General features: G+C 30.7%; 5 protein-coding genes and 1 pseudogene. 1 reads left to right on the forward strand and 5 read right to left on the reverse strand.

Annotated features, from left to right (window positions below; translation table 11 throughout):
• Positions 1-185 precede the first annotated feature (185 nt).
• A pseudogene (locus KKC53_03680) lies at positions 186-1,412 on the reverse strand (transposase).
• Complete coding sequence (gene tnpA, locus KKC53_03685; GenBank protein ID MBU2598266.1) at positions 1,412-1,807, reverse strand: IS200/IS605 family transposase; 396 nt, start codon at positions 1,805-1,807, stop codon at positions 1,412-1,414. The pseudogene KKC53_03680 and the gene tnpA overlap by 1 nt, the downstream one beginning before the upstream one ends.
• Before the next feature lie 844 nt (positions 1,808-2,651).
• Here tnpA and KKC53_03690 point away from each other — a divergent pair.
• Positions 2,652-4,031, forward strand: coding sequence for a tryptophanase (locus KKC53_03690; protein MBU2598267.1), 1,380 nt, complete (start codon positions 2,652-2,654; stop codon positions 4,029-4,031).
• Between the two features lie 98 nt (positions 4,032-4,129).
• On the opposite strand, the gene KKC53_03695 is transcribed toward KKC53_03690, so the two are convergent.
• The 3 genes from KKC53_03695 to KKC53_03705 form a co-directional block, all read right to left on the reverse strand.
• Entirely contained in the window at positions 4,130-4,627 is a 498-nt protein-coding gene (locus tag KKC53_03695) for a peptide deformylase (GenBank protein MBU2598268.1), read from the reverse strand.
• Between the two features lie 118 nt (positions 4,628-4,745).
• Positions 4,746-7,331, reverse strand: coding sequence for an ATP-dependent chaperone ClpB (gene clpB, locus KKC53_03700; GenBank protein MBU2598269.1), 2,586 nt, complete (start codon positions 7,329-7,331; stop codon positions 4,746-4,748).
• 185 nt (positions 7,332-7,516) lie between these two features.
• Positions 7,517-8,116: a hypothetical protein gene (locus KKC53_03705; protein ID MBU2598270.1), complete on the reverse strand. Its 600-nt coding sequence runs from the start codon at positions 8,114-8,116 to the stop codon at positions 7,517-7,519.
• Positions 8,117-8,493: the final 377 nt, after the last annotated feature.

Here is an 8,493-nt window from a genome sequence, read left to right on the forward strand (position 1 = left end):
ACCATCAAAATTACTTTTAAGGAAATTGAATTCTTTTTTAGTGGTTATACCGATAAGAAGCTCACTCAAAATGATGCCATTATAGTGAATTCTATCCTCATTGATTAAGGGTAACACAAAATCATTGACTACTTTGTTTTTACCTCTAAAGAACTCAATCCAGATAGTACTGTCTGTGAACCACTCTACACCTGAAGGCGTAAAGCTTCCTGCTTCATAGTCGAGAGCAACCTCTCAACTCCACAGGCGTTAATTCCCGTAGTTCCTACGGTAGATAGGGCTAATTTGAGAATGTTTCTGGCAGCATTGATGTCTCTATCTATTATCAGACCGCACTTAGGACATTTGTGGATTCTAACAGCCAAGGTTTTTGAAACAATCTTTGAACAATTACTACAGATTTGAGATGTATTTCTGGGGTTAACTCCAACAGCCCATCTACCAGCTTCTTCCGCTTTATAGACAAGCATTTGAAGGAATCTTTTCCAGGAAACATCACTAATTGATTTTGCTAAATATTTGTTTTTAACCATGCCCTTGATATTTAAGTTTTCAAAGGCAATGAATTGAAAGTTGTTTACTAATTTATTGGATAGTTTATGAAAAAGGTCTAATCTCTGATTAATTATTTTCTCGTGTATTCTGGCTACTTTTAACCTTGATCTGCTCCTGTTCTTGCTTTTTAGCTTCTTTCTTGAATGTTTTTTTTGAATTCTTGATAGTTTTTCTTCTGACTTTCTTAAATATCTTGGATTATCTATTCTTTCTTTTTTAGAAGTGACTAAAAGGTTATTTAATCAAACGTCAATACCTACCATGTTCTTTATCATTATATCTTCAATTTTCTTCTTTTTTGGCACTTCTTTATTGATTTCAACAGCAAAACAAACATACCATTTATCTATCTTCCTTATAATTGCACAGGTTTTTATCCTGGTGAGTTTTTCAATGGGTCTGTGATATCTGAGTTTGATAGTACCTATTTTTGAAAGATATGTCTTTGAATGTTTAGGTTTTTTCTGATTTATTCTAAGCTCAAACCCTGACTGAGGATAGACAAAACTGTTATATCGATACTTTCCTTTAAATCGAGGATAACCTGGTTTTTGCTTTCTTACCCGCTTGTTTTCCTTAACCCTTCTGAAAAAGTTCTGAAAAGATTTATCTACCCGCCTAGCTACATCTTGAAGAACCTGAGAATAGATCTTACTTAATTCTGGATTTTCTTTTTTGAGTTTTGGTATCTCTTTTATCTGATCAAAGCAAGAGATTCTCTTTTTATCCTTTTTGTAGGCGTTTCTTCGTTCTTCTAAAAAATGATTATAAAGCCAGCGACAGGAAGAAAGCTGGCTATTAAACAAGGTTTCTTGGGTCTTTGTTAGATATAGTCTGTATTTGTAAGTTCTTGTTATCATATTAGGCTTTGTTCTTGGATATATTTTTTAATAGTCTCTGATGTTACTGTGCCTGCTGTTCCTACATAGTATGTTCTTGTCCACAACCTATTAGGAATTTTATGTTTTAATTCTGGATATTTTTCTTTTAACCTACGACTACTTACTCCTTTAAAAACATTTACCAATTTAGAAGGGCTATAACGAGGAGGAGCAGAAACAAAAAGGTGAATATAATCTGGCATTATTTCTACCGCTAATAATTCAACATCTTTTGGCTTAGCTGAGGTTTTAAAAAGCTCTTTGAGCCCTTGGGCAATTTTTCCAACTAAAAGAGGTTTGCGATGTTTAGGTATCCAGACTAAATGATAGTTGAGATTGTATACACTATAGCGAGTTTTTCTTGTTTTCATTCTTTAAGTATACACAAAGATTATTCTCTTGTCAAGAAAGGGTTATGGGCTCTTATCCTATCCCTTAAAAGGGGATGGGTTTTCTCGCTTGTTTTTATAAGAATTTTACATTTTATTAAATGTGATTATTATTTATTACTAAATATTGTGCAGTTTATCTTAAAAGAGATTGCTTCGTCGCTTACGCTCCTCGCAATGACAAAAGATAATAATTTGTTTTTAATCTATGATAGAGCGCTTGGTGGGTAGCGCTCTATCACAAGATAAGGAGGAATTATCTTTTAAAAAAATAAGGTCACCATTGAAATCATGGGTGACCTTACCACCAATCCTTCAATGCTTACGGAGTTAGCTGACGGGTTCGGGTCGAAAGATGTTAACCCTACTTGCTTTCGCAAGATTCACCCCAAAAGAAGGTTCCTCCGCTTCTTACAAATTAAGCAATTTATTTAATTTTCAGTTCTTAAATTATATTTTAAAAAAAATTTTATGTCAAATTTTATGCTAAAAATTGTGTAAAACAAATATAAAAATGTTGTTCAACTGTGAATTTAAAAATATATTCATTTAAGTATTAAATTTTTCGATTTATTATGATCACAAGTTCCAACCAAATTTACTAGGATGAAAAGAACTAATGAGATATTATTGTTTTTAAAAATTAATTCTTATTCTTAGATTTGCTACTAAAATACTTTTCATTTCAATAGCAAATAATATAATAATCTATAATAATGTATATTGTTAGTAAGTTAGATTAACACTTTTGATAATTTGTAATTTATCTAATTATTCTAATAAATTTAAGATTTAATATTCTTTTATTTAAAAAAGGGGAGCATAAATGAAAAATAACAACTATCAGGCTGAGTATTACAAAATAAAGATGATAGAACCTTTAAAAAAAACTACGAGAGAATATCGAGAAAATCTTTTAAAAAAGATAGGATATAACCTATTTTATCTTGATTCTAAAGATGTATTTATAGACTTGCTAACTGATAGCGGTACATCTGCTATGAGTGATAGCCAGTGGTCAGCGATGATGGTTGGAGATGAAGCATATGCAGGAAGTAGTAGTTTCCACCGTTTAGAAGATGCGATTAAAAAAAATATGGGATATAAATATGTTCTTCCTACACATCAGGGAAGAGCTGCTGAAAATATCTTATTTTTAATAATGATAAAAAAGGGAGATTATGTCCCGAACAATATGTATTTTGATACTACAAAAGCTCATGTCTTGCACAAAAAAGGAAATCCAGTAGATGTAGTATGTGATGAGGCTTTTGATCCAACATCAAATTATCCATTTAAGGGAAATATTGATATTGATAAATTAAAAAATTTAATAGAAGACAAAGGAAAAGACAAAATCCCACTGGTTATGATAACTATTACTTGTAATAGCGGTGGTGGACAACCTGCTTCAATGGAAAATATTAAGAAAGTAAGAGAATTAACAAAAAAATATGATATACCATTCTTTCTTGATGCTTGCAGATTTGCTGAAAATGCTTACTTTATCAAAAAAAGAGAGATAGGCTATGAAAATAAGAGCATTAAAGAAATAGTATTAGAAATGATGAGTTATAGTGATGGATGTACTTTTAGTGGTAAGAAAGATGCACTTTCTAATATTGGTGGTTTTTTAGCATTAAATGATGAGAAACTATATTTAGAAGGAGCTACATGGTTAGTATTATTTGAGGGATTTATAACCTATGGTGGTATGTCAGGAAGGGATATGGAAGCAATGGCACAAGGTCTTGAAGAAGTATTAGATGAGAATTATTTAGAAACAAGAATAAAACAGGTGGAGTATCTTGGTAATAGATTTCTTGAAGCTAATATTCCAATTATTCAACCAATAGGAGGTCATGCAGTATATATTGATGTAGGTAGATTTTTACCTCATATTTCTAAAGATAATTTTCCAGGGCAGGCGTTAGCAGTTGAACTATACTTGGAAGCTGGAATAAGAAGTGTGGAAATAGGAACAGTTCTTGCAGGAAGAGAACCTAAAACTGGAAAAAATATCCATCCAAAGCTTGAACTTTTAAGGCTTGCTATACCAAGAAGAGTTTATACTAATGCTCATATGAATGTTGTTGCTAATGCGTTAATTAATATATATGAAAAAAGAGAAAAGATAAGAGGGTTAAGATTTGTATATGAACCTCCAAGATTGCGACATTTCTTGGCTCGATTTCAACCGATATAAATTAATTTTTTAATTCTTAAAAGATATGTGTTTAACTCATTTAGCTCTACACTTCAATTTATTTTAATACGTTGCAAGTCTTAAATAATATTTAGAAATTAGAGGAATTTACGTTGAGATCGAAGTGCAAAAGACTTACTATCAATAGCTCTTGCTATAGCTAATCTTCCATCCAAATGATCGCATTCATGCTGCAATAGCTCCGATAAATCATCCTTCAAGGTCATGGTATGTCCTTTCCAGTCAAGGTCAAAAAATGTTATGTCGCATTGTGCATGCCTACAAACATATACAAGTAAGTCTGGAAAACTCATGCAATCATCCCAAAGATCTATCATCTTTTTACTTTTGTTTGTAATTGTTGGATTAATAAAGACTTGAGATTTATCTATTTCCATATAGATAAGTCTTTTCATGATACCAATTTGCGGAGCAGTTATTGCTCGACCAGTATTATAGCGTTTGCGAAAATCTAATAACGTATCTTGTAAGTCTGTGATAACTGGTTTCAACAGTTCCAATTCATCTCTCTTGATTGGGTCGCACACTTGGTACAATTTTGGATTTCCTAATAATAAAACATCTCTAACTGCCAATTTCTTTCCTTATTTTATAATCTATGAATTATTAGAATTAAATTAACTCCTATAGTTTAAATATACTTGATAATCCTAAATGAGCTGAATAAAAATTGATAATTCTTTATATTATATATTATTTTTTTCTCTCAAATGTTAACTTATCGCCTTTAGCACCTATTAGTATAAAATCTCCTTCATTAAATTCTCCAGAGAGAATTTTCATAGCTAAAACATTCTGTATATCTTTCTTCATAACTCTTTCAAGTGGTCTAGCTCCATAAGCTAGCTCATATCCCTTTTCTGCTAAAAGTTCTTTTGCTTTATCTGTTAATTCTACAAGTATGTTTTTACCCTTTAATCTATCTTTTAAGTACCCAACCTGTAAATCAACTATTCTATTAATCTCTTCTCTGCCTAGTTTGTGGAAAATTATAATGTCATCTATTCTATTTAAAAATTCAGGTTTGAAATTTGTTTTAACTGCTGTCATAACCCTTTCCCTCATCTCTTCTTCTTGTTCCTTACCAAGCTCAAATATCCACTGACTACCCACATTTGATGTCATGCATATTACAACATTTTTAAAATCCACAGTTCTTCCGTGACCATCAGTTAACCTACCTTCATCAAGAACCTGTAGTAATAGATCAAAAACATCACTATGCGCTTTTTCCATCTCATCAAACAAAATTACAGTATATGGTTTTCTTCTCACTGCTTCTGTCAACTGACCACCTTCTTCATAACCTATATATCCAGGTGGAGCTCCTATCAATCTTGAAACTGTATGTTTTTCCTGATATTCAGACATATCAATTCTTACCATTGCTTTCTCATCATCAAACAGAAATTCTGCTAATGTTTTTGCAAGAAGAGTTTTCCCAACACCCGTTGGACCAAGAAACATAAAAGATCCCAAAGGACGATTTGGATCTGAAAGACCGGACTTGGCTCTTCTGATTGCATTTGAAATAGCATCCACTGCTTCATCCTGGTTTACAATTCTCAAATGAAGACGATCCTCCATATGTACTAATTTCTCAATCTCAGCTTCAACTAATCTGGAAACAGGAATTCCCGTCCAGGAAGATACAACCTCAGCTATATCCTCATCATCCACTTCTTCTTTTAACATTCTCTTTTCCTTTTGAATTTTTACCAGTCTATCATTCTCAAGTTTAAGTTTCTTATCAAGTTCAGGTAATGTTCCATACCTTAATTCAGCTGCTTTCTGAAGATTAGATTCTCTTTCGGCTAATTCTGCTTCTGTTCGGGTACTATCAATTTTTTCCTTTAAGCTTCTTATATTCCGAATAATTTCCTTTTCAATATTCCAATGAGTCTTCATATCCTGACTTTGTTTCTTTAATTCATTCATCCTTTTATTCAATTTTTCCAGTCTCTCAACTGATTCCTTATCTTTTTCCTTCCTTAGTGCAGTCGCTTCTATTTCTAACTGCTGAACCTTTCTATCTATTTCATCAATTTCGGTTGGCATACTATCTATTTCAATTCTTAAGTGAGAACATGCTTCATCAATTAAGTCAATTGCTTTATCAGGTAAGAATCTATCAGAAATGTATCTATTGGATAGAATTGCTGCAGAAATTAAAGCTTGATCCTGAATCCTAACACCGTGATGAACCTCATATTTTTCTTTAAGTCCTCTCAAAATAGATATAGTATCTTCTACTGATGGTTCTCTCACCATTATTGGTTGAAATCTTCTCTCTAAAGCTGCATCCTTTTCAATATATTTTCTATATTCATTAATTGTTGTAGCACCTATACATTTAAGCTCCCCCCTGGCTAACATTGGTTTTAACATACTTGATGCATCTACAGCTCCTTCCGCTGCTCCAGCCCCCACAACCGCATGAAGTTCATCAATAAACATAATTGTTTTCCCCTCTGCCTCCTTTATCTCCTTTAATACTGCTTTTAACCTATCTTCAAACTCACCTCTAAATTTTGTTCCTGCTACAAGTGAACCTAAATCCAGTGCAAATATCTTTTTATTTTTTAGAATATCAGGAACATCCCTCTTTGCAATCCTTGAAGCTAATCCTTCCACTATTGCAGTCTTTCCAACACCGGGATCACCAATTAGTACTGGATTATTTTTGGTTCTTCTGGAAAGTATTTGCATTACTCTTCTTATTTCCTTATCCCTTCCAATTACTGGATCCAATTTCCCTTTAGTAGCTAATTCTGTAATATCTGTTCCATATTTCTTTAATGCCTGATATTTATTCTCAGGTGTTTGGTCTGTAACTCTTTGTGAACCTCTAATTTCCCTCATCGTTTTATATATTTTATCCTTTGTTATTCCTTTATCTTTAAATAGATTTTTAACACTGCTTTCTATTTCTGTTAAAGCAATTAGTAAATGTTCTGTGCTAATATATTCATCCTTCAATTTATTAGCTTCATCAAAAGATTTATCTATAACCTTCCTTAAAGTTGAACTAATATAAGAACCTACCTCTGCTCCATAAACTTTGGGAATTTTATTTATCAACTTTTCTAAATTTATTTTTAAATCCCCAATTAAAATTCCCATTTTCTGAAGAATTAAAACAATAATTCCATCCTCTTGTTCAAGTAAAACCTGAAGAAGGTGCTCAACTTCAACGTTTTGATTGCTTTTTTCTGTTGCAATTTTCTGAGCATTAGCGATTGCTTCTTGAGCTTTAATTGTAAATTTATCAAACTGAATCATTTCTTATCCTTCTTTTAACTTTGTTTTTCTTATACTTTCATACATTTAACAATTTTAATTTATATACTTTGCATGCTTAATAAGAAATTGCTTACTTATAATAAATATAAAATATTTTTTACATTTTTAAAAAGTAATTTGGAAATATTTATGGTTAAATTTAAGAAATTTATATAGAGTTTTCAAGATGAAATTATAATTTTTATAATTTCATCCCAATTATAGACTCTTTTACAGAGTGGGGGTAATTCTTTATCATAATGATTCCAGGGTTGATTAAAAAGTAGAGTTTTAATCCCTGCTTCTGAAACCATAAGAGCTTGTAATAAATTATCTTCTATAAAAATATCAATTTTCTCTTCAAGAACTGCTATACTTTTATCTTCCTGTCCAACATGTAATTTGCAGTAATCTATATTATTATCCTTTAACCATGCTATTGTGTCATCTTTATAATATTCTGGTCTCATTGAAAAGAAATATATTTCTTTATCTGAAAGTAAAGATAATGATTTTAATGCTCCTTTAATTGGTTTTAGATATCTAAAAACTTGTTTATTTTTTACTTCTTCCCAGAACTTCTCTATTTCATCTTTTGAGATTTTGAGTATTTTTTCGTAATTGTAATGTGTAATATCTTCCCTTTTTAAATTGACATTATACATTTTGTTTAGCATTGGGAGTGTATAGCTAGTAAAATCTGCAACTACTCCATCTAAATCAATTCCAATTCTATTATATTTATTATATTTTTTATTTCCCTTTCTCTTATGACAATCCATATTAAATCCCCATATCTTTTTTTAGTAATACATTTATATTCTACTTATATTTTATTTTTTTATATTTGATTTTTAAAATAATATTGAAAATTTTTAAAAAGCTTAAAAACATAAATTTTTCATAAAGAACTATTCTATGCTAGACACAATTATATTCATACTCCCACTTACAAATTTCTAAATAAGGACTAATTATTATAGCAAAGAGAATCTAATTTAAAAAGTATGTAAAATCTAATGTTGTTACAATAATAAAATGTTAAAGATTATTACTAAATTAAAATGTTAAATTTTTATTAAAAGGTAACCACCTAAAAAAGGTATAATTTAACCTTAAAAAAGGAGGCGGTTACCAATGAAAAGATATATTATTACTA

The organism is Actinomycetota bacterium, assembly GCA_018830725.1.
GTDB lineage: Bacteria > Actinomycetota > Humimicrobiia > JAHJRV01 > JAHJRV01 > JAHJRV01.